Genomic DNA, 21,995 nt, shown 5'->3' on the forward strand with positions numbered 1-21,995 from the left:
ACAATGCCTTGTTGAAACAATCCCAGCACACACTCAACAACCCAAAGGTCGGAGCGTGATACTCAAAGAAACCACCAACCACCATCTCCGAAGAGACAACTGGTCAGGGGCATAAAAGAACACTAACCAAAACAGTCCACTGTTGAGTTCTCAAAGAACACACCCACACCATCGCCACAACCCATTCTCAGGGCCGTGAACTCCGGGGAGTCATTTCCTCGTTCTTGTGTTGGTAACTCTAGCAGGCTCTCTTTTCGGCGTTTTCAGGGGGGTCCCCCTTATTTTCTCGCCGGAAGCGCGAGCCCTATTCGAGTTATCAACTGCCGGTCGGACGCGGAACCGGAGCTCCGCCTCTACCCAGCGACCGCCTTACGTTACCCGGTGCGCTTCGCGGTGTCAAACCGCGCGCCCCGAACCGGTTTGCGCTGTCACGTGAGCCCGAACCGAGTTCGGAACCTCGTGGCGCTCCCGGTGCCGTTCGCCGCGAACACTCCGCGTCGTTCGGCTTTCCGTGCGACGAAGAGAAAGTTACGCACACTCTGCGTCAATGTCAAATCGCCTGCTCAGACCTTGACGCCACCCGTTCGGCCCAGCGCGGGGTCACTTCTGCTTCGGCCGCAGCCAGAGCTTCACGCTGCTTCCTCCGCCGGCCGCCTTCATCGCTTCCAGCAGGTCAGAGGCCTCGACCGGACGGTCGCGGCCGACCGGCACGAGCTCGTAACCCCACGTTCCGAACTCACGGAGCGCAGCTGCCGGATCATCGCCGAGCCCGCTGATCGCGTCCGGTGTGAACGAGCACACGATCGAGGGACGATCGCGGCGCAGCATCCGCACCAGGCCTCCCAGGACCCGGTGGACCCTGGCGCCCACGTCCACGTGCACCACGGAGAGCTTGAGCTTCTCCAGCGAGGCGTGGTTCTCCAGCTCCTTGTCGAGCCGGAACGCCGGCACCCGGTCGCCTTGTTCCTGACCGGCATCCGGTGCGATCGGGCTGACCGACACGCCGCCGGCGAGTGCGGGCTCTTCCGCCAGCTCCCCCGGGCCGTCCCAGGCCGCGCCCTCGATGAGCAGCAGCCGGTTGGCCCACGCCGAGGGCACGTTCATCTCGACGTTGTGCTTGAGCAGCGCGCGAGCCTGCTGGCTGGGTTCGACCGCGACGACCGCACCGCTGTTCCCGAGCCTGCTCAGCACCCGCACGGTCTGGTAACCGACGTAGGCGCCGACATCGAGGAACACGCCGTCCGGTTCGAGCAGCGAATCGATGAGCGCTGAGGCGTCGGCGTCCCAGGAGGGGTTCGACGACAACCACGGCAGCATCAGCGCGTCGTCCGCGGGCAGGCGCATCAGCCCTGCGTCGCAGAGCACCGGCGTCGTGGTGCCGTCCCCTCCCCCGGTGGCGCGCTCGTGCTCGCGCAGCAGGATCCGTTGCAGCACGTCGGTGCGCTGCAACGCGTTCGCCGCGTCGCCCGCCGCGCTGCGGACCCCGGACTCGAGGTCGTGCCGAGGTTGCCTCGCCTCCATCGCGTCCATGCGGTCGAGGACCTTCTCCAGCGCGCCGGTGAGGCCGTCGATGCGTTCGGCGAGCGCGTCGACCCGCTCGTCCGAACCACCGGTGCTCGCCGGGACCCCGGACTCCTCCAGGCGCCGGAGCCTGCGGTGCTGATCGGCGAGGTCCGCGCGGGCGCGGACCAGGCCGTCGTCGGTGCCGACCAGTTGCGCGCCGAACTGGTCCTGCCTGCGCAGCAGCTGCGCGAGCTCGGCGCGCATGCCTTCGACGTCACCGTCGCCGTCCGACTCGTACTGGCGGCGCAGCAGCTCGCCCGCGGTCTGCTCGACCCCGTCGACCAGCGAGCGGAGCACGTCGCGGATGTGGTCGTCGTAGTGGCTCAGCGCGCGCAGCACCGCCTTGCGCAGGGTCGGTGCGATCGCGTTGCTGCTCTGCCCCACGTCCGGGGCGCGGTGCAGAGCGTGCCGCGCCACCAGCAGCGGGCGCAGCGGGTCGTCGAACTGGCCGTGCTTGTCGCCGGACCACTTGGTGCGCCAGTTGCGGTAGGCGTGCTCGACGCGTTCCCGCAGGCGGGCGCCCGCGCGGGCCACGGTGTGCGTGCCCAGCAACGTCTCCCTGGCCGCGACGCCGAACGCCGCGGTGCCTTCGGGGTCGTCGGCGGCGTCGCGCATGATCTCGGCGGCGGCCTCGACGTCCGGTTCGCTGACGCCCTGGCAAGGCACGAGGCGCGCGCACTCGGCGCCGAGGAGTTCGGCAACAGCGCCGTGCTCACCGGCGATCACCGGCACGCCGTGCGCGGCGACCTCCAGCAGCCGCAAGGCGTGCTCGTCACCCGCGTCGCCCCGGTGCAGCGAGACGAAGCAGTCCGCGGCCGCGACCAGCGCGTGCAGGTCGACGTCGGTTTCGACGAGCCTGACGCGGGGATCCGCAGCGGTGGCCAAGCGGAGCCGTTCGGCGGCCTCCGGGTGGTGGGAAGCGCCGTTCACCGCCATCAGCAGGCGCACGTCGTCGCGCTCTGCGAAGGCGGTGAGGAACGCCGAGACGAGGCCGAGCGCGTTGTCCGCGCGCTCGGCGGCGTGGTCGACGTGGGCGGCGATGACGAACTCTTCGGAGAGCTCGAACCGCGCGCGAGCTCCCTTGCGGGTCGGCAAGTCGATGCGCTCGCGCTCCGGTGCGGGCAGCGTGACCACGCGCGTCTTGACCCCGTTCCGGCGGACCGCGGCGCGGCTGCTCTCCGACAGGACCCAGGTCTCGGCCGCGTCCGAGTCGAGGCCGCCGCTGCCGGTGTGCACGTCGATGACGTAGCGGCCTGCCGGCACGGACAGGCCGGGCGCGCAGCGCAGCACCACCGGGTAGTAGGCGGTGTCGGCGGAGGGCAGGCCGGAGGCTCCGACGGCGGTGCGCATCAGGTCGGCGAGCGGCCCGCTGCCGAGGACGGCGACCCCGAGCTGGTCCACGAGCGCCAGGTCGCCGCCGGTGCGGCGGTGCACGGCCTCGGCGGGCACCCGGCCGCTGGCCACTCCGACGCCCGCGCACCACTCGTGGAACGCCTCGGCGTCGGCGCCGAACGGATCGGGATAGTCGCGGCGGAGGAGCTCGTCGTCGGCCCAGACCGACGCCGTCCAGCGGGATCCGCCCGAGGTGCGCTGCCGGTCGTCGGCCGGGGCGCAGGCCCACTCCTTGAACGCCGCGGCACCGTCGGGTTCGAACGGGCTCGGCGGTGCGTCGCCGCCGCGGAGCCAGACGTCGAGGTACTGGCTGCGGAGGCTGTCTGGCAGCAGGACGCCGTCGGCAAGGGCGTCGAAGGGGTGCGGTTGTTCGCGGCTGTAGCCGGCGTCGACCAGGGCGTTGCGGTAGCTCGCGCACAGCCCGGCCAGCACCGGGTTCTCCGACAGCAGCAGCCGCGGGTTGTCGGCGTAATCGGCCGACAGCAGCCACGGCCGCTGCGGCTGGAAGCCGTCGAAGTGCACGCTGCGCAGCACCGATCCGTCCACGACGTGCTCGCCGTCGGCGACGTCCAGTTCGCGCTGCGCGGCGTTGAACACCGACAGGCCGACGCCCGGATCGCGGATCACCTTGTGGTCGACGAGCGCGGGAGCGCCGTCGAGGACGGGCGCGGTCATCGTCGGGTCGTGGCGCAGCTGCTCGATCCAGGTGGTCAGCAGGTCCTCGGCGCCGGGGCGGACCGCGAAGGCGCTGGAGTCGAAGGTGCCGGAGTCGGCGAGATCGGCCGGGCTGGGGCGCAGCCCGTCGGCGGCCAGCGGGTGCAGCACGCGGGGGACCAGGGCGACCGGGCGTTCAGCGGTCAGCCCGGTGAGGAGTTCGGTGAACGGGCCGAAGACCTGCACCCAGGGTTCGAAGTGCAGCACGGTCGAGCCCGACCGGAGCAGGTGCTTGAGCAGTCGCGGACGCAGCACGCCGCGGAGCTGCTCGGCGGTGCAGCCGATGGCCAGCCTGGCGAATTCCTGCGGGTCGACGCCGATGTCGGTGATCGACAGCGCGTCGGGTTCCTCGCGGACGGCGCCGGGCTCGTCGACGATCAGCAGGACGAACCGGGACCCGGGGTGGTGCTCGCGGAAGCTCTTGCGCAGCACGCGCGCCGCGGGGAGCTGGTCGCGACAGGCCAGGGTGCAGCCGATGAGGGTGATCGAGGAGGACCGGCCCGCGGCCGGCTGCTCGGCGGGCCACTCGGGTTCGACGGACTCCGACGACTGCTCCAGAACGCCCGACTGGAGCTCGACGGCGGACTCGCCGGAGCGCGTTTCGTCGTGCTCGGGGTGCGGCTGCGAATCAGTCACGCCCGCAACCTATCGCCCCACGCTCCCCAGAAGAACTCCGTGGTCCCGTCAGGCGAGCGGCGAAGCCGGGCCCCGCCTGAGCACCTCGCACCGCCGGGGTTCTCCAGCGGTGCTGTGGCGAGCGCGCCTCGACGGACATGCATCAGTCGAGGCGCGCGGAGTCCACAGCGCCGATCAGGTCCCACCCGCACCGCCGAGCAAGCACGAGTTCCGCTACAAGACCGGGAGCATCGACGAGAGCTCGTACGGGGTGACGCGGCTCCTGTAGTTGTTCCACTCCTCGCGCTTGTTGCGGAGGAAGAAGTTGAACACCTCCTCGCCGAGGGTTTCGGCGACGAGCTCGGAGTTCTCCATCTCGCCGAGCGCTTCGGTGAGGTTCTGCGGCAGGTTGGCGTAGCCGGCGGCCTTGCGCTCGTACTCGGTGAGGCTCCAGACGTCGTCCTCGGTGGCCGGCGGCAGCTCGTAGCCCTTCTCCACCCCGCGGAGACCGGCGGCGAGGATCACCGCGTAGGCCAGGTACGGGTTGCAGGCCGAGTCGGGGTTGCGGACCTCGACGCGACGGGACGAGGACTTGCCCGGCGAGTACATCGGCACCCTGACCAGCGCGGACCGGTTCGCGTGACCCCAGCAGACCGCGGTCGGAGCTTCGCCGCCGATGACGAGCCGCTTGTAGGAGTTCACCCATTGGTTGGTCACGGCGCTGATCTCGCGCGCGTGGTGCAGGATGCCCGCGAGGAACGCCCGTCCGGTCTCGGACAGCTCGTACGGGTCCTCGGGGTGGTAGAAGGCGTTCTGGTCGCCTTCGAAGAGGCTGAAGTGGGTGTGCATGCCCGAGCCCGGCTGGTTGCTGAAGGGCTTGGGCATGAACGAGGCGCGCACGCCCTGGGTGATCGCGACTTCCTTGACCACGTAGCGGAAGGTCATCACGTTGTCGGCCATCGTGAGCGCGTCGGCGTAGCGCAGGTCGATCTCCTGCTGGCCGGGCGCGCCCTCGTGGTGGCTGAACTCCACGGAGATGCCCATCGCTTCGAGGGTTTCGATGGCGTTGCGGCGGAAGTGCGGGGCGGCGTCGTGGCTGGACTGGTCGAAGTAGCCGCCGGAGTCGGCCGGCTCGGGCTCGCTGCCGTCGCCGGGAAGCCCCTTGAGCAGGAAGAACTCGATCTCGGGGTGCACGTAGCAGGTGAATCCGGATTCGGTGGCGCGCGACAGGGTCCGGCGCAGGACGTGTCGCGGATCCGACCAGCAGGGCGATCCGTCGGGCATCTGGATGTCGCAGAACATCCGGGCCGAGTAGTGCTCGCCGTCGGCGGTTTCCCACGGCAGCACTTGGAACGTGCTCGGATCGGGCTTGGCGACCATGTCGGACTCGTAGACGCGGGCGAAGCCCTCGATCGCCGAGCCGTCGAACCCGATGCCCTCGGCGAAGGCGCCCTCCAGTTCCGCGGGCGAGATCGCCACTGACTTGAGCATGCCGAGGACGTCGGTGAACCACAGCCGCACGAAGCGGATGTCACGTTCCTCCAGGGTGCGGAGCACAAACTCCTGCTGGCGGTTCATAGCCGCACTCTAACTTCCTGGCCTCGCGATCGTCTTGATCGGCGTGGCCGGTGCCGAGGTGCTCACCCGAACCCGATAGCGGCGACCATCAACGGCAGCACGAGTCCGATGACGAGCGCGCCGGCCACGTCGAACACCGCGCCGGAGCGGATCATCTTGGTGATCGGGACCGCGCCCGAGCCGTAGACCACGGCGTTCTGGGGCGTGGAGACCGGCAGCATGAACCCGAAGGACGCCGCGAAGGTGGCGGCCAGGGCCGGCACGAACGGATTGGTTCCGGCCGCCAGGGCCACCGGGATGACGATCGGCACCACCACCGAGGCGGCGGCGGTGTTGGAGGTCGTCTCGGAGACCATCACCGCCAGCACGATCGCGAAGACGGTGATCGCGATGCCGCTGCTCAGGCCGAGCGACCCGGCCGTTCCCTCGCCGATGGTCTTGGCGAGCTCGGTGTCGGCGAGCAGCGAGCCGAAGATGATGCCGGTGCCGAACAGCACCACCGTTCCCCAGTCGATGCGGGAGGCTTCGGTCCAGGTGAGCGTGAAGCGGCGCTGGGACCAGTCGGTGGGCAGCAGGAACAGCAGGGAGGCGCCGAGGACGGCGACGATGCCCTCGTCGAGGCGGTCGCTGACGGCGTCGTAGGCGGCCGAGTCGTTGCCCGCGATCAGCGCCACGAACCCCGGTGTCACCCACAGCACGACGGTGATCGCGAAGGCGATCAGGGTGTTCTTCTCCGCGCGCGACAGCGAACCGAGCTTGGCGCGCTCGTCGGCGACGTACTCCTCGACACCGGTCAGCTTCTTGATCTCCGGGCGGTTGAGCAGCAGGAGCGCCACGGCCAGCACCGCGAACATCACCAGGCACACGGGTGCCGCCATGGCCATCCACTGCAGGAAGGAGATGCGCTGACCGGTGACCTCCTCGATCAGGCCGCGGCCGATGAGGTTCGGCGGCGAGCCGATCGGGGTGAGCAGTCCGCCGACGCTCGCGCCGTAGGCGAGCATGAGCATCAGGGCGACGCCGACGCGCAGTCGCAGCGGGTCGAAGGGTTCGCCTTCGGGCAGCTGCTTGCGGACGAGTTCGGCCATGACGGCGAGGATGCCGACGGCGGTGGGCAGCAGCATCGCGACCGTGGCGGTGTTGGACACCACGGCCGAGAGCAGGCAGGTGATCACGCCGAACGCGGTGATGACCCGCCAGGCGCTCTTGCCGACGCCGGGCAGCGACAGGATGGTGAAGGCGAAGCGCCTGGCCACGCCGTGCCGCAGCATCGCCTGGGCGAGGATGAACGCCCCGATGAAGGTGAACACCGTTGAGGAGCCGAACGGTTCGAGCACGTCGTCGGGCGGCATGACGCCGAGGACCACGACCGCCGCGACGCCGATCAGTCCGCCCACCGGGATCGGCACCGGTTCGCACACCCACAGCACGATCACCCCGAGCAGCACCGCGGCGAGCTTGTGCTGGGCGGGTTCGAGCTGGGTCGGCAGGAGCAGGAACAGGATGGTCAACGCCGGGGCGAGGAACAGGCCGGTGGTGCGGCGGGCGCGTTCGAACCGCTCCTCCGCCGGGGAGAGCACCTGCTCACCGAGGCTCTTGTACGTGCTGCCGGAGAGCAGCACCGAAGTCACGCTCTGCTCAGCGGGCTTCCCGCCCGGTTTGTCCGCATGATCCATGTGCCGACGATAGGCGCCATGTGACCTGGTTCACCACCACTGGCTCCGAGCGGATCGATCAACCCGTGCAGCGGGTTCCCTCCGGCGGGACCTGGAGGTCGACCAGGTAGTTGGTTCCGGCGTCGTCCACGCAGCTCACTCCCTGCAGGTACACGGTGTGCTGGGTGCCCTCGTAGGTCAGCAGCCTGCCGTGCAGCGCCTGCGCGAGCTGCACGCCCGCCTGGTACGGCGTTGCCGGGTCGGCGGTGGTGGAGATGACCAGCACCGGCGGCAGCTCGCCGACCTGGGGCTGGGTGGGCTCGCCGGTCACCGGGACCGGCCAGAACGCGCACATGTCGCGGGCCGAGCTCGGCTGGTTGCCGTCGTCGAGGAACGGCGCGGCCTCCCGGTAGCGGCGGTCGGCCTTGCGGACCTCCTCGGGATCGGTGACCCGCTTGTCGTCGACGCAGTGGATCGCGTCGAAGGCGTCGGTGGTGTTGCTGTAGCGGCCGCTGGCGTCCCGGCCGAAGTAGCTGTCGGCCAGGCTCAGCAACGTCTGGCCGCGGCCCTGCTCGAGTTCGGCGAGCCCGGTGTCGAGGCTCTCCCACAGCGTCGGCGCGTAGAGCGCTTGGATCGCCGCCATGGTGGCGTCCGGGTAGGACAGTTCGCGGCCGTAGCCCGCCTGCACCGGGTTGTCGACCAGCGGGCGGGTCAGCCGCTGGAACTGCTGGACAGCTTGCTCCGGATCGTGGCCGAGCGTGCACCGCGAGCGGGCCGCGCACCAGGCGGCGAAGTCGTCGAAGGCGCGCTGGAAGCCGGCGCCCTGCGCGACCAGCGCGTCCACCGTGGTCTGCCCGGGATCGATCGCGCCGTCGAGGACCATCGCGCGGACGTTGCCGGGGAAGCTCTCGGCGTACTCCGAGCCGATCCGGGTCCCGTAGGAGTAGCCGAGGTAGTTCAGCTTCGGTTCGCCCAGCGCGGAACGCAGCACGTCGAGGTCTCGCACCACGTCGCGGGTTCCGACGTTGGCGAGCATGTCCACGCCGGTGCGCGCGGCGCACTTGCCCGCGTACTCGCGCTCCTCCCGCTCGGACTGGGCGACGCCTGCCGGGGAGGTGTCCGCGTCGGAGTCGAGGCGTTCGGTGTCGCGCTCGGAGTCGTTCAGGCAGCGCACCGCGGGTTCGGAGGCGCCGATGCCGCGCGGGTCGAAGCCGACCAGGTCGAAGCGCTCCCCCAGCTCGTTGTCGCTGACGCTCGTGGTCAGGCTCGCCGCCGCGCTCATCCCCGACGCGCCGGGGCCGCCCGGGTTGACCATCAGGGATCCGATGCGCGACTGCTGGTCGGTGGCCGGTTTGCGCAGGACGCCGATCCGGATCGTCTTGCCTTCCGGATGCGCGTAGTCCATCGGTACTTCCAGCCGCGCGCACTCCAGAGCCGGGTCCTGGAACGCGGTCCGGTCTGCGGAGGTGGTGGCGTAGTCCGAGCACGGGCCCCACGCGAGCTCCTGGCCGTAGTACCGGTCGAGTCCGGTGGGGATCGGGCCGACCGGCCCCTTGCGCTCGTTGTGCGGCTCCAGGGCCTGATCGCCTTGGACGCACCCTCCGGCGACCAGCACGAGCAGGGTCATCGCGGTGAGCACTCGGTGTGGTCGGGCCATTCCGAGATCGTGACATGAACATGCCCGTGTGATTCATGTCGGGCAGGGGCACACCACCTGGGTGGGTGCGCGAAGATGGGCGCATGCCCCAGTTGCGGATCGCACTCGCACAGGTCAACACGTGTGTCGGCGACGTCGCCGGCAACAGCTCGATGGTCCGGGACTGGACCCGACGGGCTGTGCAGGACGGCGCCCACGTGGTGGCGTTCCCGGAGATGACGCTGTCCGGTTATCCGATCGAGGACCTGACGCTGCGCAAGTCGTTCGCCGCCGCGAACCGCGACGCGCTCGAGCAGCTGGCGCGCGATCTCCAGGCCGACGGATGCGGTGACGCGCTGGTCGTCGTCGGCCACCTCGGCCGGGACGACGAGGGGCCGCGCAACTCCGCGTCGCTGCTCTACAGCGGCGAGGTCGTGGCCACCTACAACAAGCACCACCTGCCGAACTACGGCGTCTTCGACGAGGCGCGCAACTTCGCGCCCGGCTTCGAGCTGCCGATCGTCAAGCTGCACGGCGTCGACGTCGGTGTCGTGATCTGCGAGGACATCTGGCAGAACGGCGGGCCGGTGGCGGCTCTGGGCAAGGTCGGCGTGGACATGGTCGTGTGCATCAACGCCTCGCCGTACGAGCGTTCCAAGGACGACCAGCGGGTTCCGCTGGTGTCGGCCCGCGCGGTCGAGGCGGGCGCTCCGCTGGCCTACGTGAACCTGGTGGGCGCGCAGGACGAGCTGGTCTTCGACGGCGATTCGCTGATCGCCGACGCGGAGGGGCGGATCATCGCGCGGGCGCCGCAGTTCGCCGAGCACCTGCTGGTCGCCGATCTGGAGCTGACCTCGGGCGGGCACACCTCGACGACGGTTCCGGCCGAGCCGGGTCCGATCCGGATGCCCGCTTTCGACGTGAAGCGGACCGTCCTGCAGCCCGCGCCGGTGCCGAGCTTCGAGCCGCGTCCGCTTCCGGTGCCCGCCGAACCGCTGTCCGACGAGGCCGAGGTGTGGGGCGCGCTGGTGACCGGACTGCGCGACTACGTGCACAAGAACGGCGCGCGGTCGGTGACGTTCGGGTTCTCGGGCGGCATCGACTCGGCGGTGTGCGCGGCTCTGGCCGTCGACGCGCTGGGCCCCGATGCGGTCCACGGCGTGTCGATGCCGTCGGTGTACTCCTCGGAGCACTCGCGCTCGGACGCCGCCGACCTGGCTCAACGGCTCGGCTGCCACTTCGAGACCCACGCGGTCGCCGACATGGTCGACATCTACGTGCGGCAGCTGGAGCTGACCGGGCTGGCCGAGGAGAACGTGCAGGCCCGAGTCCGCGGCGTGCTGCTGATGGCGCTGTCGAACCAGCACGGCCACCTGGTGCTGGCCACCGGCAACAAGACCGAGCTGGCGGTGGGCTACTCGACGATCTACGGCGACGCCGTGGGCGCGTTCGCGCCGATCAAGGACGTGCCGAAGACGTTGGTGTGGAAGCTCGCCCGGTGGCGCAACGACGCCGCCGAGAAGCGCGGCGAGGTGCCGCCGATCCCGGAGAACTCGATCAGCAAGGTCCCGTCGGCCGAGCTGCGCCCGGATCAGACCGACCAGGACTCGCTGCCCGAGTACGACGTGCTGGACGTGGTCCTGGACGGCTACGTGGAGGGCGACAAGGGCTACCAGGACCTGGTGTCGGACGGTTTCGACGCGGAGCTGGTCGAGCGGGTGCTGCGGATGGTCGACCGGGCTGAGTTCAAGCGCCGGCAGTACCCGCCGGGCACCAAGATCACGTTCAAGGCGTTCGGCCGCGACCGCCGGCTGCCCATCACCAACCGCTGGCGCGAGATCGCGCCGTAGGCGTCCCACCTCGGGTGGTGGCGGTTCGGACCGGAACCGCCCTGCTCCCGCCCCCGCCACCCGAACGTGAGGGAAAGCGCGGACCCTAGACTCGCGGGAACTTCGTTCCGGGACGTCGCTGGGTTCGTCCGAGGCATTGGGGGCCGGTTGTGTGGGTTGTGCACGCGCTGTGCGACTCCGCGGACCGGTTGCTGGTGTGGGCGGAGGACTCGGAGCTGCCCGCTCGGTTGCCCGGCCGGGCTCCCGCCGGGGTCCTGGCGCATCCGTTCGGGGTCCCCGCGGACGAGCTGCTCGAGGCGCTCGCGGTCGAGGGCGTGGCCGTCGACGGCGTTGAGCTGGCGCTCCCGTCGTTCGCCGCCGCGCCGGTGGCGTCTCCCGAGCTGGTCCGGGACCCGCTGACCGCCGGCGCCGCACCGCGCGGGAAGTTGCGGTTGCGGTACTGGCAGGTGCCCGCCGTGGCGATCCGGCCCTCCGACCTGCCCGAACTGCTCGCCGCCGAACTGCCCGGGTGCCGGATCGGGTCGGACGCGCGGTTCCTGCGCGAGCTCGCCGACTTCGCCGAAGCCCTCGTCGCCGGTGGTCGGGTGCTGCCCTCGCTGGTCTTCGAGGACGAGCGGCCCGCCGCGCGCTGGGCCCCGGCGCTGTCGGGTTCCGACTCGGCGCGGTTCGTCGCGCTGCGCGAGTCCATGCCGCACGCCCTGCGCGCCGCCGGCGGCGACGCCCCGGAGAAGGTCCTGCACGCGGCGCTCAACGCGCTGGTCGACGGCATCGCCCGCAGCAAGCTCCCCGGTGAGATGACCGAGGGCAGAGGTGTCACGGCGTCCTGGCTGAACGCGCTGTCCGGTGAAGCGCACTTCGACGGCGACCGCGCCCAGCTGCGGAAGCTCGCCCACCAGCTGGAGTCCTGGCGCAGCGGCCTCGCCGGGCAGAGCCCGCTGCGCACCTGCTTCCGGCTGCACGCACCGGACGACGACGATCCCGACTGGATCGTGGAGTTCATGCTGCAGGCCGTCGACGACCCGGGCGTGCTCATCTCCGCCCAGGACGTGTGGGCCGACAACACCCAGGTGCTGCGGCGCTGGGTCGATCAGCCGCAGGAACTGCTGCTCGCCGAACTCGGCCGGGCCAGCCGGATCTGCCCCGAGCTCGACACCGCGCTGCGCTCCTCGCACCCGACCGAGCTGGTGCTCGACACCGAGGGCGCCTACGAGTTCCTCAGCCGCGCCGCCCAGCTCGACCAGGCCGGATTCGCCGTCCTGCTGCCGTCCTGGTGGGGGCGCGGTCAACGGCAGCTCGGGCTGAAGCTCAACGCCACCAGTTCCGGGACCGCGGGCGCGGTCACCAAGGAATCCGGCATCGACAAGAACGCCCTGATCGACTACCGCTGGGAACTGGCGCTGGGCAACGAGACCCTGACCAAGGACGAGCTCGCCGAACTCGCCGCCGCCAAGGTCCCGCTGGTGCGGATGCGCGGCCGCTGGGTGCAGGTCGACCGCAAGCGGCTCGCCGCTGGGCTGGCGATGCTGGAGCAGGACGCGACCGGCCAGATGACCGCGCTCGACCTGCTCAAGCAGGCCGGTGGCGAGGGCGAGGAGCAGCGGCCGCTGCCGGTCGTGGAGGTCAACGCCACCGGGTGGCTCGGCGAGCTGATGTCCGGCCAGGCCGACCAGCACCTCGAACCCGTCGACCCGCCCGCCGGTTTCGGCGCGACGCTGCGCCCGTACCAGCGGCGCGGGCTGGCGTGGCTGGTGTTCCTGAACCGGCTCGGCCTCGGCGGGTGCCTGGCCGACGACATGGGTCTGGGCAAGACCGTGCAGCTGCTCGCGCTGGAAGCCCTCACCCGCCAGGAGGAGTCCCGCCCTCCGACGCTGCTGGTGTGCCCGATGTCGGTGGTCGGGAACTGGCAGCGCGAGGCGGAGCGCTTCGCGCCCGGACTGCGGGTGCACGTCCACCACGGCGGCCGCAGGCTCAGCGGCGATGACCTGCGCGAGGAGGTGGAGCGCTACGACCTGGTGATCACCACCTACCCGCTGGCCGCGCGGGACTCCGAGGGTCTGCGCGAGATCCGCTGGGAGCGGGTGGTCCTGGACGAGGCGCAGAACATCAAGAACAGCAATTCCCGCCAGGCCAAGGCGGTTCGCGGCCTCTCGGCCCGGCAGCGGCTCGCGCTGACCGGCACGCCGGTGGAGAACCGGCTGGCCGAGCTCTGGTCCATCATGGACTTCGCGAACCCGGGGATCCTCGGTTCGCTGAGCACCTTCCGCGCCCGCTACGCCGTTCCGGTCGAGCGCGACGGCGACACCGACGCGGCGGCCAGGCTGCGCAGGGTCACCGGCCCGTTCGTGCTGCGGCGGGTCAAGACCGATCCCGCGGTCATCAGCGACCTGCCGGACAAGATCCAGATGAAGCAGCTGTGCAACCTCACCTCCGAGCAGGCCACGCTCTACCAGGCGGTGGTGGACGACATGCTCGCCCGCATCGCCGAGAGCGAGGGCATGGAGCGCCGGGGGCTGGTGCTGGCGACCATGTCCAAGCTCAAGCAGGTCTGCAACCACCCCGCCCAGCTGCTCGGCGACGGCTCGGCGCTGTCCGGCCGCTCCGGCAAGCTGGCCCGGCTGGAGGAACTGCTCGAATCCGTGCTCGCCGAAGGTGACAAGGCCCTGGTGTTCACCCAGTTCGCGGAGTTCGGCGGGCATCTCGTGCCGCACCTGTCGGCGCGCTTCGACACCGAGGTGCCGTTCCTGCACGGCGGGACGCCGAAGAAGGCCCGCGACGCCATGGTCGAGCGGTTCCAGGACCCCGAGGGCCCGAAGATCTTCCTGCTGTCGCTGAAGGCGGGCGGCACCGGGCTGACGCTGACCGCCGCCAACCACGTCATCCACCTCGACCGCTGGTGGAATCCGGCCGTCGAGGACCAGGCCACCGACCGGGCGTTCCGCATCGGCCAGCGCCAGGACGTGCAGGTGCGCAAGCTGACCTGCATCGGGACCCTGGAGGAGAAGATCGACAAGATGATCGAGGACAAGAAGGCGCTGGCGCAGCTGGTGGTGGGCAGCGGCGAGAACTGGCTGACCGAGCTGTCCACCCAGCAGCTGCGCGAGCTGGTCACGCTGGACGCGGAGGCGACCGGTGCCTGAGCAGTGGAAGTTCGAGGCGCGCGGACCGATCCGGGTCACCGGCGGCATCAAGGCGCGCAGCAAGCGCGGCACGATCGCGCAGACCTGGTGGTCGCAGCGGTTCATCGAGGTGCTGGAGTCCTTCGGCATGGGCGGCCGGCTGCAGCGCGGCAAGAACTACGCGCGCTCCGGCCAGGTGCTGAACATGACCCTGTCGACCAGCGTCGTCGTCGGCCTGGTGCAGGGCTCTCGGCAGGAGCCGTACCGGGCGCGGATCGGCATCAAGGCGTTCTCCTCGCAGCAGTGGGCGCACATCGAGCGGGAGCTGGCGGGCCAGGCGCTGTACGCCGCGAAGCTGCTGGCCGGCGAGATGCCGACCGACCTGGAGGAGGTGTTCGCCGAGCTGGGGCTGGAGCTGTTCCCGTCGACGATGCGCGAGCTGACCATGGATTGCACGTGCCCGGACTGGGAGATTCCGTGCAAGCACCTGGCCGCGACCTGCTACCTGCTCGCGGAGTCCTTCGACGAGGACCCGTTCCAGATCCTGGCGTGGCGCGGCCGCCGCCGGGAGGAACTGCTCGACCGGCTGCGCGCCTTGCGCGGAACCCAGCAGGTCACGCCCGAGGAGACCTCGGAGGAGGCGCCGTTGTCGGACCACCTCCACGACTTCTGGACCAGCCCCTCCCCCGCCGGAACCCCCGAGTCCGCCACGAGCGGGACTCCCGCGCTCGACGAGTTGGAGCCGCTGCCGCTGAAGGTGAACGGCACCGCGGTCACCGACCTGCTGCGGCCGGCGTACCGGGCGTTCACCAGATGAGCGATGCGGGGAGGGGAGTACCCCCAGGTGGCTCCCCTCCCCGACTCGGCACGACTCCCACGCGCTCCAACCATGAGACGCCTCCCACCGCACGAGGTTGCCTGCCGGGATTCCCCGTTATTACCGGACCTCGGGTCTGGCTTTCCCGGCGTCGGCGGGTTATGCCTTTGTCCTGCACGAAGATCGGGAGGCCGCATGCGCTGGGTGAAGTTCGGGATCGGGTTGGTCATGGCCACGGCGGTGACGGTGGGGTGCTCCGCACCGCCGCCTGCGCCGCAAGCGGCGCCGAACCGCCTGCAGGACGTGGAGAAGCGCGGTGAGCTGCGGGTGTGCAGCACCGGCGACTACCGGCCGTTCACCTACCGCGACGCCGCCGGGGAGTGGAGCGGTATCGACATCGACGTCGCCCGCGACATGGCGGCGAAGCTCGGCGTGCGCGCCACCATCGTGCCCACCACGTGGAAGACGCTGCTGGACGACTTCGCCCAGCGTTGCGACATCGCCGTCGGCGGTGTGTCGGTGACGTTGGAGCGGGCGCAGCGGGCGTTCTTCAGCACGTCGTTCGGGGTGGACGGCAAGACGCCGATCACGCGCTGCGAGAACGTCTCCCGCTTCCAGACGCTGGAGCAGATCGACCAGCCCGGCGTGCGCGCGGTGGTCAACCCGGGTGGCACGAACGAGAAGTTCGCCAAGCAGAACCTCAAGCGGGCCACCATCGTCGACCACCCGGACAACAACACGATCTTCCAGCAGATCATCGACGGCCACGCGGACCTGATGATGACCGACTCCTCGGAGACCCGCTGGCAGGCCCGGCAGCACCCGGAGCTGTGCCCGGTGCACCCGGATCAGCCGTTCACCTTCGCCGAGAAGGCCTACCTGCTGCCGCAGGGCGACGTGGCCTTCCAGCAGTGGGTCGACCACTACCTCGACATCGCCCGCAACGACGGCACCTACCAGCGCTTCGCCGCCCCCTGGATCGGCTGACCGGCTGTGATGTGAGGCAGCAGTCATCGCCTCGCCGGGGTCCGCGTGCGACGCTGGCGAGTACAACCATCCGCAACGACCCGGGGACCCGTTTCGGGCCTCGAGGGAAAAGGACGGTCAACGATGACTGCTGCCCACAACCAGGGCGAAACCGCGGCCCCGTACGGATCGGGACCGACCCGGCGCAAGGTGCGCATCCACCACCTCCAGCAGCTCAAGGAGCGCGGCGAGCCGTGGCCCATGCTCACCTCCTACGACATGTACAGCGCCCGCATCTTCGACCAGGCGGGCATCCCCGTCCTGCTGGTCGGTGACTCGGCGGCCAACAACGTCTACGGCTACGAGACCTCGCTTCCGGTGACCGTCGACGAACTGCTGCCCCTCACCCGCGCCGTCACCGGCTCCGCCGAGCACGCGCTGGTCGTCGCCGACCTGCCGTTCGGCTCCTACCAGGCCTCTCCCCAGCAGGCGCTGGAGACCGCGACCCGGTTCATGAAGGAAGGCCGCGCGCACGCGGTGAAGCTGGAGGGCGGTCGCCGCTTCGCCCCGCAGATCGAGGCGCTGACCTCGTCGGGCATCCCCGTGATGGCCCACATCGGCTTCACCCCGCAGCACGAGCACGGCCTCGGCGGCTACCGCGTGCAGGCCCGCGGTGACCAGGCCGAACAGCTGCTCGACGACGCCCGGGCCGTGCAGGAGGCGGGCGCGTTCTCGGTGGTGCTGGAGATGGTCACCGCCGAAGCCGCCAAGCGCGTCACCAACGAGCTGCGCATCCCCACCGTGGGCATCGGCGCCGGCCCGGACTGCGACGCCCAGGTCCTGGTCTGGACCGACATGGCGGGCATGAACACCGGCCGCACGGCCAAGTTCGTCAAGAAGTACGCCGACCTCGGCGGCATCCTCTCCGGCGCAGCCGAGCAGTTCGCCGACGAGGTCAAGGGCCGCACCTTCCCCGGCCCAGAGCACTCCTTCCACTGAGGCGGCGAAGCCGGGGTGTGCGCTCGCACGCCCCGGCTTTCGGTCGTCAGCGCGCGCGGTGGGCGAGGACGTCCGCGTGGCAGGGTTTGGGGGCGCACCAGCAGCCCAGCGCCCTGCCTGCGAGCTCGCCCTCGCGGAGGCGTTCGAGGAGGTCCGGGCGGCCGTCGAGCCATTGCTCGTAGTGCCGGACCATGGCTTCGCGGTCGGTCTTGGCCTCGGAGACGAACGGGCTGGCGAAGTCCGACTGCGGCCACGAGTGCCTCGGTCCGGAATGTCCCACGTAGGTCACCAGGTCCTGCTCGACGAGCCACGGGACCAGGTGCTTGTGCGGTCCGTCCTTGCGGACGTTGATCACCACCGCGTGCCCGTCGAGCAGGGCATCCGCCCGCTCGCGCTCGTCATCGCTCCAACTGCTCGCTTCCTCCGGCAGCACCCGAACCACCTCCGCCCCCAGACTGCCAAACCCCAACAGCGATGGCCTTCTGCGCGTCAGCCCACGCACCGCGTCGAGCTGAGAACCGGTTGGGTCCCACTAGTTCCTTCGATACGGCTCGTGGGCCGGTACTACTGTCGGCACAATCGTCTACGGTGGTGAAACGTTCTATGCGCGGGTTTATCCGACGCCTGTGGTCAAGGAATGCGGTGCGTGAACCGATCGTGCTGCTGGTATACGAGCGCACTGCACCCGTGGGCGTCGATGGAGGTGTCGAGCCGCTGATCGCGGTGTGCGCCACCGAGGAAGAGGCCAAAGCCCTCGAAAAGGCAAGTGCCGTCCGCGGGCGTCATGCGCGCTGGGAGGAGCACCGCCTGCGGGGAACAGCCGACCGCACGTCGCCATTGGTGGACGGTGAGACCGTGTACGTCGTCCTGCTCGGTGACATCGATTCCAGCAACAGCGATCCGACGGGCATCGCCGTATACACCGATCGGGAAACCGCTGAACGGCACGCGAGCCGCGAGCTGCACGAATCCGGAAGCAGTGACTACCACGCGGTGCGGCTGGCGATCGGCTGGAGGGCTAGCTCCGCACCTTGAGCCATCCCTGTTCCAGGCCAACCTCCAGAGGCTCACGCCACCCATTCCGGCGAGTGGCGTGAGCCTGTGCAGGTCAGACGTCGGTGATTCGGAGGCCTGCGTGGGCTTTGTAGCGGCGGTTGATGGCGATGAGGTTGGCCGTGAAGGCCTCGACCTGGTGGGCGTTGCGGAGGCGGCCCCCGTAGATGCCCCGGACGCCGGGGATGACGTCGGCCAGTTCGCGGACGGTGTCCGTGGCCTCGCGGTCGTCGCCCAGGACCAGGACGTCGAGGTCGACGTGGTCCACGGCGAGGTCGGCGAGGGTGACCGCGGAGACGTGGTGGAACGCCGCGGTGACGCGGGAGTCGGGCAGGATCTGCTCCGCCTGCTGGGCGGCGCTGCCCTCCTCGACCGGCAGCGCGTAGGGGCCCTTCTTGTCGAAGCCGAGCGGGTTCACGCAGTCGATGACGATCTTGCCCGCCAGCTCGGTCTGCAGGGCCTTCAGCGTGTCGGCGTGGCCCTCCCACGGCAGTGCCGCCAGCACCAGGTCCGAGGCCGCCGCGCAGCCCGCGTTGTCGGCGCCGGTGACGTCGCCGCCCGCGATCTCCTTGATCTCATCGGCGGCCTGCTGAGCGCGCTCCGCGTTGCGGGACCCGATCACGACCTTCAGCCCGGCCTTGGCCCAGCGGATCGCCAGCCCCCGGCCCTGAGCTCCGGTACCGCCCAACACTCCGACGGTCATCTCCCGCACGCCAGTCACCCTCACGGCCCCTCTCGTCGCCATCGACCTTCACGATCCACAATCGACCCACTGGCCACGAGAATGCCACGAGGTGTGCGTCAGGCCACTTCGAACTCGACGTCGCGACGCTCCGAATCGGCGGTCACCAACCGCACGCGGACCTGCTGGCCCTCGCCCAGGCCGCTGCCGGTGCAGCGGGCGATGATCGGTGGATCGGCGACGAAGACCTCACCCGCGACACCGTTGGGCACCCGCAGCACCGTCGCCGGGAACTCCTCACCGACGCGCGAGACCAGCGACCACGCCTGGGTCTGGGCGATGCAGGCCCGCTCGACCTGCGCTGCGACCCGGTCCGAGCCGCCCATCGCCGACGGGAGTTCGCCGAGCGCCTCGGTGACCCAACCCGGGATCTCGCGCCCGGCCGTCACCGCCAGGCAGATCTCGGCGCAGTACCGGTCCACCAGGCGCCGGATCGGTGCGGTCACGTGCGCGTACGAGGCGCCGATGCCCGCGTGCCCGGACTTGGCGGGCGCGCCGGAGTCGAACGCCGTGTAGCCGGCGCCGCGCAGCAGCCGGGTGGCCGCCACGTGCACCGCCAGCGCTTCCGGGCGTGCCGGGTCGAGCTCGGCGAGCGCTTCGGCCGCCGACAGGCCGACCGGCCAGTGCACCCCGAGCTGGTTGGCCGAGCGCCGCAGAACGTCGACAGTGGCGGAATCGGGTTCGGGCACGGTGCGCAGCACACCGACACCGGCCTCCAGCATGATCTCCGCTGCGCACATGCCGGTGAGCAGCGAGATCTCGGCGTTCCACTCCTCCACGACCAGCCTCGGCCGCAGCGCCAGCCGCCAGCCGCCCTCGCCGTCGGACTCCACCTGCTGCTCGGGCAGTCCCAGCTCGATCGCACCGCGCCGCAACGCCTGCTCGCGGCGCAACCTGCCGATCTCCGGCAGCAGCTCGATCGACGGGTGCGCGCAGCCGTGCGCCAGCGAGCGCTGCACGCCGTCGTAGTCCAGGCGGGCGACCGAGCGCACCAGCGCGCGTCGCACGTCCACCCGCTCCGGGGAACCGTCAGGATCGAGGTCGATGGTCCACAGCACCGCCACGCGCACCTGGTCGGGCAGCAGGCTCGCGGCGTCCTCGCACAGCCGGGTCGGGTGCAGCGGGATGTTGCCGTCCGGCAGGTAGAGCGTCTGACCCCGGCGTCGCGCCTCCAGGTCGAGGGCACCGCCGGGCGGGATGAACGCGGCGACGTCGGCGATGGCGTAGTGGACCCGGTACCCGCTGCCGCGTCGTCGCAGCAGCACCGCTTGATCGAGGTCCTTGGCGCCCGGCGGGTCCACCGTCACCAGCGGCAGGTCGGTGGCGTCGTGGCGGAATCCGGTCGGCAGCGGCTGGGCGACGGTCTGCTCGACCTCGGCGAGCGCGCTCGTCGGGTAGTCGCGGGGCAGGTTCAGCTCACGCCGGACGGCGGCGAAGTCCAGCCCCAACGGGTGCGCGGCAACGGGAGGAACAGCGTGGACGCCGTCCGGGGACCTCTCCGCCGCCGCCACGAGAACTCAGTCCTCTTCTTTCCAGCGGCGGTCGGCCTCATCGGCCGCCTCGGTGCGTTCCTCGGCTATCTCGAGCGCGCGAGCAGCGGTCTGCTGGTCCGGGTACGGGCCCAAGCGGTCGGCGGCACGGCAGCCCGATTTGGGCTCGACCTGCCGATGCTTCAAACAGAAGTACCAACCTCCGCGGGCCATGCCCCGAGCCTCGCACGACATCGCCCGCCTGTCACGCTTCGCGCGCCGGATCGACCGGGATGTCCGAACGGCCGTCACGAGTCGTCACCAGGCCGGCGGTGGCGGTGGGGTCGCCGGGGGCTGGACGCCGCGCGGCGGGATCGGGTCCAGGCAGGACACCAGCACCTGGTGGTTCTCCGGGTCCTCGATCCGGCGGCCGTCGCGCATCCGGTACTCCAGCTCGCCGTCGTCGCCGACCTCGACGGTGCAGCCGACCTCGGCCAGCTGGTCGTCGTCGAGGTTGGCCAGCCGCTCGTAGCGGGACGGCACCACCCGGTAGACGGGCCACCGCACGTGCCCGAACGCCTGGTAGAACTCCGCGAGCAGGTTGCGCATCTGGTGCTGCCACGGCAGCGGCATCGCCTCGGCGAGCGAACGCGGTAACACCGCGTAACCCGACGAACTTCCGGGCGGAGTCTGGTTCAGGTAGTCACCGAGCGGCGTGCTCGACGCGGGCGGACCGGTCGGCCGCGGGATCGGGTCCGGAGTGAACATGAGCAACCCTTTCCGGAGTTTCAGCAGGCCGACGCCATTCTTACCTAACGGGCGCCTCCGGCGGCGGGTACCGCGCCGGGCGGCGCGGGCGTGTCCGCTGCGGGCCGGACGACCATCGGCAGCAGCTGCCCGCCGTCCCACAACTTCGTGACCTCGACTGATTCACCCGGTTGCGGTGCGTGCAGCAGCTGATCGTCGCCCAAGTAGAGCCCGACGTGGTGAATTCCGTTCGGATCGCGGCCGTACCCCCAGAACACGAGATCACCCGGTTGGGCCTGTGCCAACGGCACGTGGACGCCGCCCTGGAAGTACTGGGTCTGCGAGTACTTCGGGATCTCGACACCCGCAGCCTTCCACGCCTGCTGCGTCAGGCCCGAGCAGTCGAACGACGCCGGACCCGCCGCGCCCCACACGTAGGGCTTGCCGAGCTGGGCCTTCGCGTACGACAGGGCTTGGCCGGCCAGCACGCTGGCCCCGGGCAGGTCCTCGCAGCCGGAGATCCCGGGAACGTTGCCCTCGACGCTGACCAGGTGCGCGGCCATCGGCTCCCAGCGGTGGTAGCGCAGCGGGAACGCGGAGCGCTCGACGCGCTGCGCCGCGGTGCCGGGCCGCAGCTCCTCCCAGCCGGGAACGGCCAGCAGCACGTCGTAGAACTTGTTGATCTGGTACTCGACGTCGGTGACCTGCGCGACCGATCCCCAGCCCATCGAGGGCCGCATCTGGAAGATGCCCAGCGAGTCGCGGTCGCCGTGGGTGAGGTTGGCGAGGTTCGACTCGGTCTTGCCCGCCTGGATGGCGATCTGCCACGCGCGCGGCGGCAGTCCGCGCTGCTTGCCGACCTCGATGATGCGCTTGGCCAGCGCGACGGACTCCGGCTTGAGCGAACCGGCGTCCTGCTCACCTCTCCCGGCGCCGTTGCCCCACGGCCCGAGGTTGGCGCTGCAGTTGGACCAGCCCTGGTTGCCGCCGCTGCTGCTGATCAGCATCGTCAGCGCGCCGAGACCGATCATTCCTGCGAAACCCGCGAGCACGATGAAAGCGACCACGAGCTTGCGCATGCGC

At 70.5% G+C, this 21,995-nt stretch carries 16 protein-coding genes; 6 read left to right on the top strand and 10 right to left on the bottom strand.

From position 1 onward, the window contains the following. Window positions 1-600: 600 nt before the first annotated feature. From E1181_RS20055 to E1181_RS20070, 4 genes are all read right to left on the bottom strand, one after another. Window positions 601-4,305, bottom strand: coding sequence for an FkbM family methyltransferase (locus E1181_RS20055; RefSeq protein ID WP_132677035.1), 3,705 nt, complete (start codon window positions 4,303-4,305; stop codon window positions 601-603). Window positions 4,306-4,518: 213 nt separating this feature from the next. Then, window positions 4,519-5,862 (bottom strand): glutamine synthetase family protein, encoded by a 1,344-nt coding sequence (locus tag E1181_RS20060; protein ID WP_132677037.1) that lies wholly within the window; start codon window positions 5,860-5,862, stop codon window positions 4,519-4,521. Between the two features lie 62 nt (window positions 5,863-5,924). Then, window positions 5,925-7,538: an SLC13 family permease gene (locus tag E1181_RS20065; RefSeq protein ID WP_132677039.1), complete on the bottom strand. Its 1,614-nt coding sequence runs from the start codon at window positions 7,536-7,538 to the stop codon at window positions 5,925-5,927. 58 nt (window positions 7,539-7,596) lie between these two features. After that, a complete protein-coding gene (locus E1181_RS20070) occupies window positions 7,597-9,174 on the bottom strand; it encodes an alpha/beta hydrolase (protein ID WP_132677041.1) in 1,578 nt (525 codons plus the stop codon). Between the two features lie 83 nt (window positions 9,175-9,257). On the opposite strand from E1181_RS20070, the gene E1181_RS20075 reads away from it, so the two are divergent. From E1181_RS20075 to panB, 5 genes are all read left to right on the top strand, one after another. After that, on the top strand, window positions 9,258-11,003 hold the full coding sequence (locus E1181_RS20075) for an NAD+ synthase (RefSeq protein WP_132677043.1): 1,746 nt from the start codon (window positions 9,258-9,260) through the stop codon (window positions 11,001-11,003). A gap of 149 nt (window positions 11,004-11,152) precedes the next feature. Beyond that, window positions 11,153-14,140, top strand: coding sequence for a DEAD/DEAH box helicase (locus E1181_RS20080; protein ID WP_132677045.1), 2,988 nt, complete (start codon window positions 11,153-11,155; stop codon window positions 14,138-14,140). Further along, the gene (locus E1181_RS20085) at window positions 14,133-14,936 is read left to right on the top strand and encodes an SWIM zinc finger family protein (protein ID WP_132677047.1); all 804 of its coding nucleotides are present in this window, start codon (window positions 14,133-14,135) and stop codon (window positions 14,934-14,936) included. The genes E1181_RS20080 and E1181_RS20085 overlap by 8 nt, the downstream gene beginning before the upstream one ends. A gap of 195 nt (window positions 14,937-15,131) precedes the next feature. After that, on the top strand, window positions 15,132-15,923 hold the full coding sequence (locus E1181_RS20090) for a transporter substrate-binding domain-containing protein (RefSeq protein WP_132677049.1): 792 nt from the start codon (window positions 15,132-15,134) through the stop codon (window positions 15,921-15,923). A gap of 123 nt (window positions 15,924-16,046) precedes the next feature. Then, window positions 16,047-16,901, top strand: a complete 855-nt coding sequence (gene panB, locus E1181_RS20095; protein WP_132677051.1) for a 3-methyl-2-oxobutanoate hydroxymethyltransferase — start codon at window positions 16,047-16,049, stop codon at window positions 16,899-16,901. A 46-nt stretch (window positions 16,902-16,947) separates the two neighbouring features. Here the strand turns inward: panB and E1181_RS20100 are convergent, their stop codons facing one another. After that, window positions 16,948-17,334: a DUF4326 domain-containing protein gene (locus E1181_RS20100; protein ID WP_132677053.1), complete on the bottom strand. Its 387-nt coding sequence runs from the start codon at window positions 17,332-17,334 to the stop codon at window positions 16,948-16,950. Between the two features lie 209 nt (window positions 17,335-17,543). Here E1181_RS20100 and E1181_RS20105 point away from each other — a divergent pair, with 209 nt between their 5' ends. Next, window positions 17,544-17,936, top strand: a complete 393-nt coding sequence (locus tag E1181_RS20105; protein ID WP_132677055.1) for a hypothetical protein — start codon at window positions 17,544-17,546, stop codon at window positions 17,934-17,936. 73 nt (window positions 17,937-18,009) lie between these two features. Here E1181_RS20105 and npdG read toward each other — a convergent pair whose 3' ends face one another. The 5 genes from npdG to E1181_RS20130 form a co-directional block, all read right to left on the bottom strand. Continuing rightward, window positions 18,010-18,675 carry an NADPH-dependent F420 reductase gene (gene npdG / locus E1181_RS20110; RefSeq protein WP_207922229.1) on the bottom strand — a complete coding sequence of 222 codons (666 nt, stop codon included), beginning with the start codon at window positions 18,673-18,675 and terminating at the stop codon, window positions 18,010-18,012. 80 nt (window positions 18,676-18,755) lie between these two features. Beyond that, window positions 18,756-20,207 carry an RNB domain-containing ribonuclease gene (locus tag E1181_RS20115; protein ID WP_132677059.1) on the bottom strand — a complete coding sequence of 484 codons (1,452 nt, stop codon included), beginning with the start codon at window positions 20,205-20,207 and terminating at the stop codon, window positions 18,756-18,758. Window positions 20,208-20,213: 6 nt separating this feature from the next. After that, window positions 20,214-20,372, bottom strand: a complete 159-nt coding sequence (locus E1181_RS20120) for a hypothetical protein (protein ID WP_372448861.1) — start codon at window positions 20,370-20,372, stop codon at window positions 20,214-20,216. A 111-nt stretch (window positions 20,373-20,483) separates the two neighbouring features. Next, the gene (locus tag E1181_RS20125; protein ID WP_132677063.1) at window positions 20,484-20,933 is read right to left on the bottom strand and encodes a hypothetical protein; all 450 of its coding nucleotides are present in this window, start codon (window positions 20,931-20,933) and stop codon (window positions 20,484-20,486) included. A gap of 44 nt (window positions 20,934-20,977) precedes the next feature. Next, the gene (locus tag E1181_RS20130; RefSeq protein ID WP_132677065.1) at window positions 20,978-21,991 is read right to left on the bottom strand and encodes a C40 family peptidase; all 1,014 of its coding nucleotides are present in this window, start codon (window positions 21,989-21,991) and stop codon (window positions 20,978-20,980) included. Between the last annotated feature and the right edge of the window lie 4 nt (window positions 21,992-21,995).

Source organism: Saccharopolyspora terrae (assembly GCF_004348435.1).
Taxonomy (GTDB): Bacteria; Actinomycetota; Actinomycetes; order Mycobacteriales; family Pseudonocardiaceae; genus Saccharopolyspora; species Saccharopolyspora endophytica.